This window comes from Rhodoferax sp. EU05-FHT12H12 (genome assembly GCF_058791215.1).
On sequence record NZ_JBYTDI010000001.1, the window covers coordinates 185366 to 201648 of the forward strand.

Genomic DNA, 16283 nt, shown 5'->3' on the forward strand with positions numbered 1-16283 from the left:
GGGGTGTAGATGCGGCTGGAGTTTGCTATTTATTTAGTAGCTGCTTGCGCATATTTCATGAGCGCTAGAGGCCAATTTGATGCCTAAATGCCGTCCACGCGGCTCCCGGTCCGCCCCCAGCGCCGCGCCGCTTCTTCCGGCGTTTGGCCTTGTTCCATCAGCGCGCCCAGTGGCGCCAGCAGCGCTTGCAAATCCGCCTCGTCAAACTTGGGCGATCCTTCGGCGTCGTGGCCGAGCACGCTGTCGGACAGGGCGAGTTTGCGGGCCTGCAGTTCCAGCATGCGTTCTTCGATGCTGCCTTCCACCACCAGCTTGTAGACGAACACCGGTTGGTCCTGGCCGATGCGGTGGGCGCGGGCGGTGGCTTGCTCTTCGACCGCCGGGTTCCACCACGGGTCCATGTGGATGACGGTGTCGGCGGCAGTGAGGTTCAGGCCGACGCCGCCGGCTTTCAGGCTGACCAGCAGCACCGGCACTTCCAGGTCTTGAAAGCGCTGCACCACTTCGCCTCGCTGGGCGGGGCGGGTGTTGCCGGTCAGGCTCAAAAACGGCAGGCGCAATGCAGAGAGCGCATCCGCAATCAGCTCCAGCAGCTCGGTGAACTGGGAGAACACCAGCACGCGTCGGCCTTCATCCACCAGCGGCACCAACAAGTCGGTCAGCGCGTGGAGTTTGGCGCGTTCCATGTCTGGCCCAAGCTCACTGCCTTTGACGAGGAATGGATCGCAACACACCTGCCGCAGCTTGAGCAGGGCATCGAGGATGCTGATCTGCGCGCCGGCAAAGTTCTGGCGTTGCAGTACGCGGCGCACTTGTTTGTCGGCGGCCACGCGCACGCTCTCGTACAGCTCGCGTTGGCGGCCTTGCAGTTGCACGCGCTGGATGACTTCGGTGCGCGGCGGCAGTTCGGTGGCCACGTCTTGCTTGCGGCGGCGCAGGATGAAGGGGCGCACGCGCTGGGCAAGCAGGGCGGCGCGCACCGTCTCTCCGTTCTCTTCAATCGGCTTGCGCCAGCGGGCGGCAAAGCTGCGCTGGTCGCCCAGAAAGCCGGGCATCAGCCAGTCGAACTGCGCCCAGAGTTCGCCCAGGTGGTTTTCCAGCGGGGTGCCGGTCAGGCACAGGCGGTGGCGGCTTTGCAGCTGGCGCAGGGCGCGGGCGCTGCGGCTGGCCGCGTTTTTGACCATTTGCGCCTCATCCAGAATGACCAGATGAAAAGGCTGCGCGGCCAGCGCATCGATGTCGCGCCACAGCAGCGGGTAGGTGGTGAGCACCAAGTCATGCGCGGGCATCGCCGCAAACAGGGCGGCGCGGTCCGGCCCGTGCAGGTTCAGCACCCGCAATTCCGGCGCCATGCGCTTTGCCTCGGCCTGCCAGTTGAACAGCAGCGAGGTGGGCAGCACCACCAGCACTGGGCGGTCCAGCCTGCCAGCTTGCTTTTCAAGCAGCACATGGGCCAGCGCTTGGGCGGTTTTGCCCAGGCCCATGTCATCGGCCAGGATGCCGCCCAGGTGCTGCGCCCGCAGGTATTGCAGCCAGGCCAGGCCTTCCAGCTGGTAAGGGCGCAGTTGCACCTGCAGGCCTTGGGGGGCTGGCACCGGCTGGGGCTGGCCGATGGTGTGCAAGCGTTTGGCCAGCGTGGCCAGGCCTGCGTCGCCTTCCAGCTGCCAGCCTTGGTGGGCGCCGACGCGTGAGGCGTCCAGCAGGCTGGCGCGCAGGGTGTTGATGCGGCGGGCTTCCCACGCGCCCAGCTGGAGGGGGCCCTTGGGCGCCATGCGTTGCGGGTCGGTCAGCAAATCCACCATGGCGCCCACGATGGCTTTGAGCGGGCCGGCTTCGGCGTCAATGCGCTTGCCACCCGGCGCCCGCAGCGACACGGTGGCCAGGTCGTCCAAGGTGTCGAGGTAATTGCGAATCAGCCAGCGCGGGTCGCGCTTGATGAGGTTGGCCAGCATGGGGGCGAGGTCCAGCGTCTCGCCGTCAATCTCTATGCCCAGGCTCAGCAGCCATTCGCCCTCGCGCTCGGGCAGGGCCAGTTTTTCGACGCCGCGGGCGGGTTTCACCAGGGGGCTGTCCAGCTCTTTGCCCAGCACCTCGCCGGTGTCGGGGCTCAGGATGAGCTTCCAGCGCTCCACCGGCACGCTCTCGTGTGCAAAGCCGGGCTGCACCACCACGGTCCAGCCCTTGGCCTGGAGCTGGGGCACCTGGTCGGCCCAGAAGTCGCCAAAGTGGTCTTCCTGCGGCAGCGTCCACACGGCACCCAGGTGCGGGCGCTGTTTCTGGCTGCGCCACTGGAAGGTGGTGTCCGCCAGCGGCACAAAGCCCAGGTCCCACACCGCGTCCATGGCGTCGGCCTCGGCCACCAGGTTGCGCTGCAGGCGCACCAGCGGGCCGCCGGTGTCGAACAGCTCTTCACATGCGGCCGGGCGGCTGTTGAGGATGGACGTGGGGGCGGGCGTTTCCCAGCGGTCGCCTGCTGGTGTGCGGTAGGTCCAGTCGAACTGCGCCAGCGTCACGCTGTCGCCGCGGGGCGCAAGCTTGCCCTGGGGCTTGAGGCCCAGCAGGCCCTCGCCCCGGCCCAGCGTCATCAGCGTGATGCGCGGGCGGAACTGGCCGTGCACGGTGCCATCAGCGTCGGGCTCCGGGTGGCTTGGGTCGGCGGGCAGAGGCGGTGTGCGCTTGCGGTTCATGGTCAAAATGGCTGCTAGCGCCCGTGGAATATGCGCAAGCAGCTATCAAAAAAGGAGCAATTGCTTGCCGGAGCCCGCAGCTTAAATCCCCAGGCTTTGCAGCGTGACCAGGCCCTTGGGGGTTTTGAGGGTGGCGCTCAGGTTGGCCGGGCCCTCGGAAACGGGGATGTCACCCAGACCGATCGCGGCATAGGCGGCTTGCAGCTTGGCGGCGCTCGGGTGGCTCACCGCGATGCTGTCCAGGCTGACGCGGTTGCGCGGCAGGCTGTTGCGCGGGTGCAGGCGCAGGGGCTCGGCGTCGTCCGGTTTGCCCCATTGGATGAGCGTGGGCAGGCAGCCTTCAAACAGGCGGTAGCCATCTTCCCGCACGGTGATCTGCCAGTGCAACACGCCTTTGCGCGAATGGCGGCTGGCCGGCATGGCCGGGCCGCGGTCGATGCCCAAGTTTTTCAGGGCGATGCGGGCGGTTTGCATCTCATCCGTGCCCGCCACAAAGTGCACCAGGCGCGGTTCCTTGGCGACCGCGGCACGCAGTTCGGGGCTGTCCAGGTCGAACCAGCGTTTGGCGTTCGGGTTGGCCGGGCCTTTGGCGCCGGGGTTGATGGCGATGATCTCGAAATACGCCAGCGGGTGGGCCGGCGTGGCGATCTTGAAGAGCTTGTTGTGGGTGCCGAACTGGCTGTGTTCGCCGCCGGCTTCCGGGGTGATGCCGAGGGTGGCTTCGCACCACTGCACACCCTGTTCCAGGGTGTGGGCTGCAACGACGAGGTGGTCTATCTGTGTTTTCATCGTTGGAACATACCACCTTGGCTGGTGGTGCGGCCCCGGCCGGGCAAAACCTGCTGCGCCAAAGCGCACCGCTGGCTCAGCGGCTGGCGGCTGTCGTGGCGCTTGCTGCGGATTCGTCGGTGCTGACGCGGCGAGCGCCGTCAAAGCGCTTGGCCCAGTAGCTCACGCCCATGTCTTCCACGCGCACTTCGGCGCCGGGTTTGGGGGAGTGGATGAACTTGCCATTGCCCACGTAAATACCAACATGGCTGAAGGTGCGGCGCAGGGTGTTGAAAAACACCAAGTCGCCGGGCTTCAAGTCGGTTTTGTCGATTTTTTGGGTGGCGGCAGCTTGTTGCTCTGCACGGCGGGGCAGTACCAAGCCTGCGGTTTGCTCGTAGATGGCGCGCACAAAGCCGCTGCAGTCAAAGCCGGTGTCGGAATTGGTGCCGCCGCGCTTGTAGGGAACGCCCAGGAACGCCATGGAGTTCATGACCAGCTCGGTGGCACGGGCCTCCACCTTTTCACCCACAGAGCCAATACGCGACAGCAGGCCACGTTCGGTCATGAAATGGCCTATCTCATCACCCGTGCCTTGGGGGCTGGCCTGGGCAGAGGCGCAGGCGGCAAGCAGGGCGATGAGGAGGATTTTTCGCATGTGGCGCACTCTAGGGGCACGGCTGGAGCTTGTCAAGCAATGTGACTTCTTAGATTGTCTTGCTAAGTCATTGATTCATAACAATTTGCTTTTGATGGACAAAAATGTATGCAGTTGTTTGTATTTTTATTTGAACATTGTTCAATATTAAAAACTACCAATGGTTTTAAAAACAAGGTTGTAATAATTGGCTTTTGTTCAATGCTAAAGGCTTTGTGTGAGTGATTCCCGGCGATCCAGGCAAGAGGTAATGGCGCAAACCCGGCGCGATCTGGTGCTACGCGCCGTGCGCCAGGCCGTGGCCGAGGGCGGGGTGGCCAGTACCAATGTGCGCGACATTGCCAAGCGGGCGGGCTACACGGCAGGTGCCTTGTATGCCTACTTTCCGGGCAAGCAGGCGCTGTTTGAAGCGGTGCTGGCCGACAGCTTGGCGCGTGCGCAGGCCGCAGCCCTGGCGGCCAAGGTGGCACGCAGCGCGCCAGAAGGGGGCTTTGCGGCACGGGCCCAAGCCTGGTTTGCCTACTTTCTGGCGCATCCGGCCGAGGCGCATTTGCTGCTGCACGTCCTGTCCAGCGACGGACGGGGCCTGGGGCGCATGGGTGACGGGCTGGCCAGCTTGCTGATGGATTCACTGGCCCCGGTGACCCAGGCCTTGCAGCTGCTGGGTTGCAGTCCGGCGCTGTTGCAGCGTGAGACCATGGCGCTGCTGTCCATGGCCGTGGGGGTCTTGCTGATCCACGACCCCAGCAAGCTCAGCGGGACCAATGCCCTGGCGGTGGACGCGCTGGCTGCCTATATAGAAAGTGTGCAGTTGCGCCTGGTGGCGTCGCCTGCGCAGGCCGCTGCGGCGGCTGTGCCCGAGGAATTTGCCCAGGTGGATTTGTTTGGCTAGAGCACCGCTGCCGGGCTGCGCGGCGCAGCCTGCGCGGTTATGCTCGCACGCAACGCAAGGAGGATGGCGATGTTGATTGAATTGGAAGAGAGCCAGCTGGTGCTGGTGGACTATCAGGCCCGCCTGATGCCCGCGATGTTTGAATCGGCTGCGGTGCTGGCCAACGCCAACCGCCTGGCGCAGTGGGCGGCCCTGCTGGAAGTGCCTGTGGTGTACACCGAGCAAAACCCCAGTGGCCTGGGCGCCACGGTGCCCGAGCTGGCCGCAGCGCTGCAATCGGCCAATGCGCGCTTGCTAAGCAAAATGCAGTTCAGCGCGGTGGAAGAGGGGCTGGGCGAATGGCTGCGCCCGCCCGCCAAACCGGTGCAGGGTAATGCACGCAGCCTGCCCAAGCACCTGCAAAAGCCCGCAGCTTCCGAGCGCGGCATGGTGGTGATTGCGGGTTGCGAAGCCCATGTGTGCCTGTTGCAAACCGCCTTGAATCTGCTGGAGGACGAGTTCGATGTATGGGTGGTGACTGACGCCTGTACCTCCCGCACCGAGCGCAACCGCGATGCCGCGTTTGACCGTCTGGCCGGTGCGGGCGCGGAGCTGGTCACGACCGAAATGGTCGGATTTGAGTGGCTGCGTTCGGCCGAACACCCCGCCTTCAAGGAGATGCAAGCGCTTATCAAATAGCGCGGTTTGTGTTTCTGTGGGGGCTTGCAGGGCGCGGCGGCGAGCCGTTGCCCCGCTATGGGGCCACTGAATTCGGATGAGTCAGCTTGTAGCAAGTTGCTTATCCATAATTATGAATTCAGTTTGATAGGCCCGACAGGAGACACACAATGACAAGCTACGCCGACTTTCACCGCCGCTCCATCGATGACCGCGATGGCTTTTGGACTGAACAATCGGCCCTGATCGACTGGCACACGCCACCCCGGCAGGTCTGCGACTACAGCAATCCGCCCTTCGCCCGCTGGTTCGTGGGCGGCACTACCAACCTCTGCCACAACGCGGTGGATCGCCACCTGGCCACCCGGCCTGACCAAGCGGCCCTAATTGCCGTCTCCACCGAGACGAATACCGAACAGGTCTACAGCTTTCGGCAGCTGCACGCCGAAGTGCAGCGCATGGCAGCCGCGCTGCAGGCACTGGGTGTGCGCCAGGGCGACCGGGTGCTGATCTATATGCCCATGGTGGCCGAGGCCGCATTTGCCATGCTGGCCTGTGTGCGCATTGGTGCCATCCATTCGGTGGTGTTTGGCGGTTTTGCCTCGGGCTCGCTGGCGTCCCGTATCGAGGATGCGTCGCCCACCGTCATCGTGAGTGCCGATGCCGGCTCGCGCGGCGGCAAGGTGGTGGAGTACAAGCCTCTGCTGGACGAGGCGATTGCCCTGTCTTCCCATAAGCCGTCCGCCGTGCTGTTGGTTGATCGCAAGCTGGCAACCATGGCGTTGGTGGCCGGGCGGGACCATCTGTGGGCCGACTTGCGTGCCGCGCATCTGGACACCACCGTGCCGTGCGTGTGGCTGGATGCCACCCACCCCAGCTACACGCTCTACACCAGCGGGACCACGGGCAAGCCCAAGGGTGTGCAGCGCGACACCGGTGGTTACGCGGTGGCGTTGGCCGCCAGCATGAAGCACATCTACTGCGGCAAGGCCGGTGAGACCTACTTCTCGACCAGCGACATTGGCTGGGTGGTGGGGCACAGCTACATCATTTACGGCCCGCTGATCGCCGGTATGGCCACCATCATGTACGAGGGCTTGCCCACCCGGCCCGACGGCGGCGTGTGGTGGAGCCTGGTGGAGAAATACAAGGTGACGGTGATGTTTAGCGCCCCCACCGCTGTGCGGGTGCTCAAGAAACAGGACCCAGCGCTGCTCAGCAAATACGACCTGTCCAGCCTGCGTGCCTTGTTCTTGGCCGGAGAGCCGCTGGATGAGCCGACCGCGCAGTGGATCAGCGGTGCGCTGGGCAAGCCGATCATCGACAACTACTGGCAGACCGAGACCGGCTGGCCCATTCTCAGCATTGCCAACGGCGTGGAAAAGGCCGCGAGCAAGTTTGGCAGCCCGGGCGTGGCCATGTATGGCTACAACGTCAAGCTCTTGGATGAAAACACGGGAGAGGAGCTGACCGGTGCCGACCAGAAAGGGGTGGTGGCGATTGAAGGCCCGCTGCCTCCTGGCTGCATGCAGACCGTGTGGCAAGACGATGAACGTTTTGTCAAAACCTACTGGAGCAGCATTCCGGGCAAGCTGGTCTACAGCACCTTCGACTGGGGCGTGCGTGACCAGGATGGCTACTACTTCATCTTGGGGCGTACTGACGATGTGATCAATGTCGCCGGTCACCGCCTGGGGACGCGCGAAATCGAAGAAAGCATTTCCAGCCATCCCAATATTTCGGAGGTTGCGGTGGTGGGCGTGGCCGACGCACTCAAGGGCCAGGTGGCCATGGCGTTTGCGGTGGTGAAAGACGCCAGCCTGCTGGTGGACGATGCGGCCCGGTTGAAGCTCGAAGGCGAGGTCATGAAAGTGGTAGACCAGACTCTGGGGGCCGTGGGGCGCCCGGCACGGGTGCGTTTTGTGAGTGTGTTGCCCAAAACCCGCAGCGGCAAGCTGCTGCGCCGCGCCATTCAGGCGGTATGTGAAGGGCGGGATCCTGGCGACTTGACCACCATGGAAGACCCTGCTGCTTTGCAGCAAATTCGCGATCTGGCGGGCAATCCGGCCTAGGGACTTCCAGTGTTCTCTTGGTGCAGACCACATCGCATCCTGTTTCGCATTCACCGTGACCGATCCGTCGGCGTTGTTGCCGATCGGAAAGGCGTCACGGGTGACTTTGGGTGGGCAAGATCCGGTCTGTGTGCTGAATTTCTGGCCGGCAGGGGGTTGGTTGCGGTGGACGTCTGAGCCGCAAAATAACCTTTGCCCAGTCGGCATAAAGTGGCACAATCCGCCCTGCAATGAAGGCCCTTCCCATGCCACAGTCGCATCCGCCAATCGGTTCAGCCGTGTCGCGGAAGGTTAATTAACCAGCTTTAACCAGCTAATGTTCCCTGAAGGGGAACGGAGGTCAGCGAAATATGAGTGATTCCAGCTCCCATGGTGCGAGCACGGCTTCGTCCGTGTACCAAACCTACCAAGGCAATACCTACCTGTTCGGTGGCAATGCCCCGTACGTCGAAGAGATGTACGAAAACTACTTGGCCAATCCCGGCAGCGTTCCCGATACTTGGCGCGATTACTTCGACGCCTTGCAAAACGTCCCTGCAGCCGACGGTACCACCTCCAAAGACGTAGCCCACATGCCGGTGATCAACGCGTTTGTTGATCTGGCCAAAAAGGGCGTCAAGCAGACCGTCATGGCCACCGGTGCCGATTCCGAAATGGGCCGAAAGCGTACCGCCGTGCAGCAATTGATTGCGGCCTACCGCAACGTTGGCGCTCGCTGGGCCGATCTGGACCCCCTCAAGCGCACGGAGCGCGACAAGATTCCCGAGCTGGAGCCTTCTTTCTATGGCTTCAGTGATGCAGACCAGGAAACGGTCTTCAACATCAGCAACACCTTCTTTGGCAAGGAGTCGATGAGCCTGCGCGAGCTCATGAACGCCCTGCGTGAAACCTACTGCGGCACCATTGGCGTGGAGTACATGTACACCACCGACCAGAACCAGAAGCGTTGGTGGCAGCAAAAACTGGAGGCCAGCCGTAGCAAACCCCAGTTCAATGCCGAGAAGAAAAAACACATTCTGGAGCGCCTGACCGCAGCAGAAGGCTTGGAGCGATTCCTCCACACCAAGTATGTGGGGCAAAAGCGTTTCTCCCTCGAAGGGGGGGAGAGCTTCATTGCCGCGATGGACGAACTGATCCAGCAAGCGGGCGCCAAAGGTGTGCAGGAAATCGTGATCGGCATGGCCCACCGAGGACGCCTGAATGTGTTGGTGAACACCTTGGGCAAGATGCCGGCAGACCTGTTTGCCGAGTTTGACCACACTGCGCCCGAAGAGCTGCCTGCAGGCGACGTGAAATACCACCAGGGCTTTAGCTCGGACGTATCCACCCCTGGCGGCCCGGTGCACCTCTCGCTGGCCTTCAACCCTTCGCACCTGGAGATTGTGAACCCCGTGGTGGAAGGTTCGGTGCGTGCCCGCATGGATCGCCGTGATGATCCCAGGGGTACCCAAGTGCTGCCTGTGCTGGTGCACGGTGATGCGGCCTTTGGCGGCCAAGGTGTGAACCAGGAAACGCTGGCTTTGGCCCAAACCCGTGGATACACCACGGGCGGTACGGTCCACCTGATCATCAACAACCAGATCGGTTTCACCACCTCTGACCCACGCGACATGCGCTCCAGTGCGTTTTGTACCGACATCGTGAAGATGGTCGAGTCGCCGGTGCTGCACGTGAATGGTGATGATCCGGAAGCCGTGGTGCTGGCGACCCAACTGGCACTGGAGTTCCGCATGGAGTTCCGCCAGGACGTGGTGGTCGACATCACTTGCTACCGCAAGCTGGGCCACAACGAGCAAGACACCCCTGCGCTGACCCAGCCGCTGATGTACAAAAAGATTACGGCCCACCCCGGAACTCGCAAGTTGTACGCAGACAAACTGTCCGCCCAAGGGTTGGGCGCTGAGTTGGGTGATGCCATGGTCAAGGAATACCGCGCTGCGATGGATGCGGGCAAGCACACCGTAGACCCGGTTCTGACCAACTTCAAGAGCAAGTACTCGGTGGACTGGTCGCCATTTTTGGGCAAGAAGTGGACCGATGCCGGCGACACGGCACTGCCTTTGACAGAGTGGAAGCGCTTGTCAGAAAAGCTCACCACCATTCCCGATGGCGTGACGCCCCACCAATTGGTGAAAAAGGTGTACGACGACCGTGCCGCCATGGGTCGTGGTGAAGTGAATGTGGACTGGGGCATGGGCGAGCACATGGCTTTCGCATCCCTGGTGGCCAGCGGCTACCCGGTGCGCCTGTCGGGCGAAGACTGCGGACGCGGCACCTTTACCCACCGCCACGCTGTGATTCACGACCAGAAGCGTGAGAAGTGGGATGCTGGTACCTACGTGCCTTTGCAAAACGTGGCTGACAACCAGGCCCCGTTTGTTGTCATCGACTCCATCTTGTCCGAAGAAGCGGTGCTGGGCTTTGAATACGGCTACGCATCCAACGACCCCAACACCCTGGTGATCTGGGAAGCGCAGTTCGGTGACTTCGCCAACGGCGCCCAGGTGGTGATTGACCAGTTCATCGCGTCCGGCGAAGTGAAGTGGGGCCGTGTGAACGGCATCACGCTGATGCTGCCGCACGGCTACGAAGGTCAGGGCCCTGAGCACAGCTCGGCACGCCTGGAGCGCTTTATGCAATTGGCGGCTGACACCAATATGCAGATCGTGCAGCCCACCACGGCCAGCCAGATCTTCCACGTGCTGCGTCGTCAGATGGTGCGCAACCTGCGCAAGCCTTTGATCATCATGACGCCCAAGAGCTTGCTGCGTAACAAGGACGCTACATCGCCGCTGTCCGAGTTCACCAAGGGTGCTTTCCAGACCGTGATCCCCGAGAGCAAGGAGCTCAAGGGTGACAAGGTCAAGCGTGTGATTGCCTGCTCCGGCAAGGTGTATTACGACCTGGTGAAGAAGCGCGAAGAGAAGGGCGATACCGATGTCGCCATCCTCCGCGTGGAGCAGTTGTACCCCTTCCCGCACAAGGCCTTTGCGACCGAACTGAAGAAGTACCCCAACGCCACCGACGTGGTGTGGTGCCAGGACGAGCCGCAAAACCAGGGCGCGTGGTTCTTCGTGCAGCACTACATCCACGAAAACATGTTGGAAGGCCAGAAGCTGGGCTACTCCGGCCGTGCGGCATCTGCTTCGCCGGCAGTGGGCTACTCCCACTTGCACCAGGAGCAACAAAAGGCTCTGGTCGAAGGCGCTTTTGGCAAGCTGAAGGGCTTCGTGCTGACCAAGTAAGTCAGCAGCACTTCGCACCTACAACACATTACGGAAAGAATTTGATATGGCAATCGTAGAAGTCAAAGTCCCACAGCTGTCTGAATCTGTGGCGGAAGCAACCTTGTTGCAATGGAAAAAGAAGGTCGGCGAGGCAGTTGCTGTCGACGAAATCCTGATCGAAGTCGAAACCGACAAGGTCGTGATGGAAGTGCCTGCACCTGCTGCCGGCGTGCTGGTCGAGTTGGTGGCTGCTGATGGCGCCACCGTGGCTGCTGAGCAGCTGATCGCCCGCATTGACACCGCGGCAGTGGCTGGTGCCGTGGCTCCTGCCGCCGCTTCCGCCGCTGCCCCTGCAGCAGCCGCCCCTGTGGCTGCTGCCGCCGCAGCCAGCAACTCCAAGGCTGGTGTGGCCATGCCCGCCGCCGCCAAGCTGCTGGCCGACAACGGCATCGCAGCATCCAGCGTCGAAGGCACAGGCAAAGACGGTCGTATCACCAAGGGTGATGTGTTGGCTGCCGCTGCTGCTCCTAAAGTAGTAGCTGCTGCCGCAATCCCCACGGGCGTTCCGACCAAATCCCTGCCCCAAGTGGCAGCTCCTTCCGTGAACCTGGGCGACCGCCCTGAGCAGCGCGTTCCCATGAGCCGCCTGCGTGCCCGCGTAGCCGAGCGCCTGTTGCAGTCGCAGTCCACCAACGCCATCCTGACCACCTTCAACGAAATCAACATGGCTCCGGTCATGGACATGCGCAAGCGCATGCAAGAGCGTTTCGAAAAGGAACACGGCTGCAAGCTGGGCTTTATGAGCTTCTTCGTCAAGGCTGCTGTGCACGCCCTGAAGAAATTCCCCGTATTGAATGCCTCCGTGGACGGTACCGACATCGTCTACCACGGCTACTTCGATATCGGTATCGCCGTGGGCTCGCCCCGCGGCTTGGTGGTGCCCATCTTGCGCAATGCAGACCAGATGAGCTTTGCAGACATTGAGAAGAAGATTGCTGAATTCGGCCAGAAGGCCAAGGATGGCAAGCTGGGCATTGAAGAAATGACCGGTGGTACTTTCTCCATCTCCAACGGCGGCACCTTCGGTTCCATGATGTCTACCCCCATCATCAACCCTCCACAAAGCGCCATTCTGGGCGTGCACGCGACCAAAGATCGCGCCATGGTCGAGAACGGCCAAGTGGTGGTTCGTCCCATGAACTACTTCGCCATGTCCTACGACCACCGCATCATCGACGGCCGTGAAGCTGTCTTGGGCCTGGTGGCCATGAAGGAAGCGCTGGAAGATCCCGCACGACTCCTGTTTGACATCTAAGGATCACACAGCATGAGCAAACAATTCGACGTGATCGTTATCGGCGGTGGCCCTGGTGGCTACATCGCCGCCATCCGCGCCGCCCAGCTGGGCTTTAACGTGGCCTGTATCGACGAGTGGAAGAATGCCGCAGGCGGCCCCGCTCCCGGCGGTACGTGCACCAACGTGGGCTGCATTCCTTCCAAGGCGCTGCTGCAATCCTCCGAGCACTTCAACCATGCCAACCACCACTTTGCCGAGCACGGCATTGAGGTGAAGGGTGTGAGCATGGATGTGGCCAAGATGATTGCCCGCAAGAACACTGTGGTGAAGCAGAACAACGACGGTATCTTGTACCTGTTCAAGAAGAACAAGGTTGCCTTCTTCCACGGCCGCGGCTCTTTCGCCAAGGCAGCTGAAGGTGGCTACGAAATCAAGGTGGCTGGCGCTGCCGAAGAAACCATCATCGGCAAGCACATCATCATCGCCACGGGTTCCAACGCGCGTGCCCTTCCCGGCACGCCGTTCGATGAAGTCAATGTGCTGTCTAACGACGGCGCGCTGAACATCGGTGCTGTGCCCAAGAAACTGGGCTTGATCGGCTCCGGCGTGATCGGCCTGGAAATGGGATCGGTGTGGAAGCGCCTGGGCGCGGAAGTCACCATCCTCGAAGGCCTGCCCGTATTCCTGGGTGCGGTGGACGAAGGTGTGGCCAAGGAAGCGCACAAGGCGTTCACCAAGCAGGGCCTGAAGATTGAGCTGGGCGTGAAGGTCGGCGAGATCAAGAACGGCAAGAAGGGCGTGTCGGTGGCCTACACCAATGCCAAGGGCGAAGCCCAGACGCTGGATGTCGACAAGCTCATCATCTCCATCGGCCGCGTGCCCAACACCACCGGTTTGAACACCGAGTCGGTAGGCTTGGCGCTGGACGAGCGCGGTGCGATCGTGGTGGATGCTGACTGCAAAACCAATCTGCCCGGTGTCTGGGCGGTGGGTGATGTGGTGCGCGGCCCCATGTTGGCGCACAAGGCGGAAGAAGAGGGCGTCGCCGTGGCTGAGCGCATTGCCGGCCAACATGGTCACGTCAACTTCAACACCATCCCTTGGGTGATTTACACCAGCCCCGAGATTGCTTGGGTTGGCCGTACCGAGCAGCAGCTCAAGGCGGATGGCGTGGCCTACAAGGCGGGTCAGTTCCCATTCCTGGCGAATGGCCGTGCACGTGCTTTGGGTGACACCACCGGTTTTGTGAAGTTCCTGGCAGACGCTACGACGGACGAAATCCTGGGTGTGCACATCGTCGGTCCGCAGGCGTCGGAATTGATCTCTGAGGCTGTGGTGGCCATGGAGTTCAAGGCCAGCGCGGAAGACATCGCCCGCATCTGCCACGCCCACCCGAGCCTGAGTGAAGCGACCAAGGAAGCGGCCCTGGCCGTAGACAAGCGCACGCTGAACTTCTGATAGTTTTGCACCAAATAAGCTGCTAGCCCGCATGAATAGTGCGCTAGCAGCTTCTCTTTTTGTAGCATACCGGAGCATGTCTTGAGCGTCAAAGAAGCCTATGCGGCGGAGTTGAAGGCCCGTGGATATACGGCTGACCCCGCACAATTGCGCGCGGTGGACGCGCTGGAGCGCTGTGCCCAGGATTGGGCGGCGTACAAATCCAAGCGCTCGAACGCCCTCAAGAAACTGATCAACCGGCCCGAGATTCCTCGCGGGGTTTACATGTACGGCGGGGTGGGGCGGGGCAAGAGTTTTTTGATGGACTGCTTTTTTAATGCAGTTCCCTTGAAGCGCAAGACCCGGCTGCACTTTCATGAGTTCATGCGTGAGGTGCACCGCGAGTTGGTGGATTTGCAGGGCACGGTGAACCCGCTGGACGAGCTGGGCAAGCGCATGGCCAAGCGCTACCGCCTCATTTGTTTCGATGAATTCCATGTGGCGGACATCACCGACGCAATGATTTTGCACCGATTGCTCAATGCCTTGTTTGACAACGGCGTGGGTTTTGTGACCACGTCCAACTTCAAGCCCAATGATCTCTATCCCGGTGGCTTGCACCGGGACCGCATACTGCCAGCCATTGCGCTCTTGAATGCCAAGCTGGAGGTGCTGAATGTGGACAACGGAACCGACTACCGCCGCCGCACCCTGGAGGATGCCAAGCTCTACCATACGCCTTGCGGTGCAGAGGCTGACGAGGCCATGACCGCCACCTTCAATGCATTGGCCGAAATGCACGATGAAGACCCCCTGTTGCACATCGAGTCACGCGAAATCCGGGCACGGCGCAAAGCGGGCGGTGTAGTGTGGTTTGATTTCAAAATGCTCTGTGGTGGGCCTCGCTCCCAGAACGATTACCTGGAGATTGCCTCGCAGTTTCATACCGTGTTTTTGAGCGATGTTCCCCACATGCCTGTGCGTATGGCGTCAGAGGCACGGCGTTTTACCTGGTTGGTGGATGTGCTGTATGACCGGCGCGTCAAGCTCATCATGTCGGCCGCCGTGGCACCCGAGGCGCTGTACACCGAGGGGCCCATGTCGCACGAGTTTCCGCGCACCGTTTCCCGCTTGACGGAAATGCAATCCAAGGAGTTCCTGGATTTGGAGCGCCGGGTTGTAGACACCCGACTGACATGACAGTCTCTAGAGTAGGAGTGACCCTGCTGGTGTGCTGGGGATGGCTGTTTGTCCCGGCGCTGGCACAGGACGCATCGCAGGTTCAGCAGCAAAGCATCACGGCTGAGCGCTCACGCGCCGAGGCCGACTTCGCCCGGCAGGAGCAGGCTTGTTACGACCGTTTCGCTGTCCAGTCTTGCCTGGACCAGGTTGCTGCCAAGCGTCGTGTGCTGGAGCGTGAGCTCAAACGGCAAGAGGCCTCCCTGAACGCAGCTCAGCGTCAGCAGCGCGCGCAAGAACAATTGCAGCGCAGTGCGGAGAAGGCTCGCGAGCGCGAAGCGCCTGTGGCAGAGCAGCCAGATGCCACAGCCGAACGCCTGCAGGCCCAGCATGAGAAGCAAGAAGCCCACCGCCAAGTGTCGCCGCCGTCAATGACAGCCAGCAAGCCGACAGCGGTTGCACCCTCCTTGGCAGAGCAGGCTGCGCTGCGTGATGCCTATGCCGCCAAGCAGCGTGCCGCGCAGGAGCGCCGTGCTGCACGCGACAAGCGTCTTCGTGACTCGAAGGAAGCACGGCCTGCGCTGCCTCAGCCACAGTAGGCAAGCACGTGAGTCCTGAACTCCCGTTTCAGGCGTGCAGGGATTCGATTTTCACCACCACCAGGGACAGATTGTCGCCCCCGCCGTGGCCGCGTGAGCGTGCTTTTTCGATCAGAAACTCGGTGGCCTCGCGTGCCGACAGGGTGGACAACACAGAGCCCAATTCACCGTTGTTGAAGTAGTGCCATACACCATCGCTGCAGGCCATCAGCACATCGCCAGCGCGCAGCTTGGGGATGAAATGCAGGTCCACCGGAGGATCACTCTCGGTGCCCAGGCAGCCCATCAGGATGTTGGACTGCGGGTGCACGGCAGCCTGTTCTTCGGTGAGCTCCCCGCGGTTCACCAAGGCTTGCACATAGGAGTGGTCCATGGTGCGCTTGACGAAGCGGTTGCCGTGGTAGTGGTAGATCCGGGAGTCGCCCGTGTGGGCCCAGTGGCAGTCGCCACCAGGATTGATCAGGAAGGCGGCCAGCGTGCTGTGTGGCTCCTCTTCGGACGAAATGGCCGTGAGTTTGATCACGATATGGGCTTCCTGCACCACCTGCATCAGGGTTGCCGCAGCGTCATCGGTATCGGGGTCATACCGTTCAAACAGTTGTTTCGCCGTCATCATCACCTGGTCAGAGGCCTTGCGTCCGCCGCTGCGGCCTCCCATGCCATCGGCCACGACCGCCAGCAGGCAGCCATTGACACGCGGGTGCTTGAGCAGTGCAACCTGGTCCTGCTGGTATTCGCGGTCACCCTTGTGGATGCCGGTGGAGGCGGTGAGTCGGTATCCAGTGGTGGCCATGGTGTGTGGGCAATTTG

The 16283-nt window shown here is 61.8% G+C and carries 12 protein-coding genes; 8 read left to right on the plus strand and 4 right to left on the minus strand.

Translation table 11 applies throughout. The features are described 5' to 3' along the window. Positions 1-83: 83 nt before the first annotated feature. From AC3WS7_RS00815 to AC3WS7_RS00825, 3 genes are all read right to left on the minus strand, one after another. On the minus strand, positions 84-2687 hold the full coding sequence (locus tag AC3WS7_RS00815; protein ID WP_492655045.1) for a DEAD/DEAH box helicase: 2604 nt from the start codon (positions 2685-2687) through the stop codon (positions 84-86). 81 nt (positions 2688-2768) lie between these two features. Next, on the minus strand, positions 2769-3476 hold the full coding sequence (locus tag AC3WS7_RS00820; protein ID WP_492655046.1) for a VOC family protein: 708 nt from the start codon (positions 3474-3476) through the stop codon (positions 2769-2771). A gap of 76 nt (positions 3477-3552) precedes the next feature. Further along, the gene (locus AC3WS7_RS00825; RefSeq protein ID WP_296470893.1) at positions 3553-4113 is read right to left on the minus strand and encodes a C40 family peptidase; all 561 of its coding nucleotides are present in this window, start codon (positions 4111-4113) and stop codon (positions 3553-3555) included. Between the two features lie 250 nt (positions 4114-4363). Between AC3WS7_RS00825 and AC3WS7_RS00830 the strand changes: the two genes are divergently transcribed. The 8 genes from AC3WS7_RS00830 (at position 4364) to AC3WS7_RS00865 (ending at position 15473) form a co-directional block, all read left to right on the plus strand. Next, a complete protein-coding gene (locus tag AC3WS7_RS00830) occupies positions 4364-5005 on the plus strand; it encodes a TetR/AcrR family transcriptional regulator (protein ID WP_492655047.1) in 642 nt (213 codons plus the stop codon). 69 nt (positions 5006-5074) lie between these two features. Then, positions 5075-5683, plus strand: a complete 609-nt coding sequence (locus tag AC3WS7_RS00835; RefSeq protein ID WP_296470887.1) for an isochorismatase family protein — start codon at positions 5075-5077, stop codon at positions 5681-5683. Between the two features lie 149 nt (positions 5684-5832). Continuing rightward, on the plus strand, positions 5833-7734 hold the full coding sequence (locus AC3WS7_RS00840; RefSeq protein WP_492655048.1) for a propionate--CoA ligase: 1902 nt from the start codon (positions 5833-5835) through the stop codon (positions 7732-7734). 350 nt (positions 7735-8084) lie between these two features. Then, complete coding sequence (locus AC3WS7_RS00845; protein WP_296470880.1) at positions 8085-10979, plus strand: 2-oxoglutarate dehydrogenase E1 component; 2895 nt, start codon at positions 8085-8087, stop codon at positions 10977-10979. Positions 10980-11025: 46 nt separating this feature from the next. Continuing rightward, positions 11026-12276: a 2-oxoglutarate dehydrogenase complex dihydrolipoyllysine-residue succinyltransferase gene (odhB, locus tag AC3WS7_RS00850; protein ID WP_296470878.1), complete on the plus strand. Its 1251-nt coding sequence runs from the start codon at positions 11026-11028 to the stop codon at positions 12274-12276. 12 nt (positions 12277-12288) lie between these two features. Next, a complete protein-coding gene (lpdA, locus tag AC3WS7_RS00855; protein ID WP_492655049.1) occupies positions 12289-13716 on the plus strand; it encodes a dihydrolipoyl dehydrogenase in 1428 nt (475 codons plus the stop codon). Between the two features lie 81 nt (positions 13717-13797). Beyond that, positions 13798-14895 (plus strand): cell division protein ZapE, encoded by a 1098-nt coding sequence (zapE, locus tag AC3WS7_RS00860; RefSeq protein ID WP_492655050.1) that lies wholly within the window; start codon positions 13798-13800, stop codon positions 14893-14895. After that, positions 14892-15473 (plus strand): hypothetical protein, encoded by a 582-nt coding sequence (locus AC3WS7_RS00865; protein ID WP_492655051.1) that lies wholly within the window; start codon positions 14892-14894, stop codon positions 15471-15473. Before zapE ends, AC3WS7_RS00865 begins: the two co-directional genes overlap by 4 nt. Positions 15474-15501: 28 nt before the next feature. On the opposite strand, the gene AC3WS7_RS00870 is transcribed toward AC3WS7_RS00865, so the two are convergent. Then, complete coding sequence (locus AC3WS7_RS00870; protein ID WP_296470868.1) at positions 15502-16266, minus strand: PP2C family protein-serine/threonine phosphatase; 765 nt, start codon at positions 16264-16266, stop codon at positions 15502-15504. Between the last annotated feature and the right edge of the window lie 17 nt (positions 16267-16283).